The 263-nt window shown below is 58.6% G+C and carries 1 protein-coding gene; it reads right to left on the bottom strand.

Annotation, left to right across the window (positions count from 1 at the left end; genetic code table 11):
- Window positions 1–251 (bottom strand): catalase (locus AVJ23_RS22070; RefSeq protein ID WP_240484780.1); only part of this gene is annotated, 251 nt, incomplete at its 3' end.
- Window positions 252–263 lie beyond the last annotated feature (12 nt).

The raw sequence follows: 263 nt of genomic DNA, 5'->3' as shown, positions 1-263 counted from the left end.
TCCATCACTTCACGCACCAATATCCCCGCCTGCACAAAATCATCGTCATCCTTGTGCGGGGTATAAGGCGCGTGTACGAACTCCCCGCTCCCGGACCACTTCTCCGTGTACGTATGGTCCGCAGCAGGCCCGCCCTTGGAGTTGGGGGCATAGACCGGGTCAGAGACATTCTGCACCCGCAAGGCGCCATCTTTGCTGTAACTGTGCACTGGGCACCTGGGAGCATTCAAGGGAATCTGCTTGTAGTTCACGCCCATCCGAGC

This window comes from Pseudoponticoccus marisrubri, from assembly GCF_001482405.1.
Lineage (GTDB): Bacteria > Pseudomonadota > Alphaproteobacteria > Rhodobacterales > Rhodobacteraceae > Pseudoponticoccus > Pseudoponticoccus marisrubri.
The sequence above is the reverse complement of the archived record's forward strand: the minus strand, read 5'-3'. Positions and strand labels throughout refer to the sequence as shown.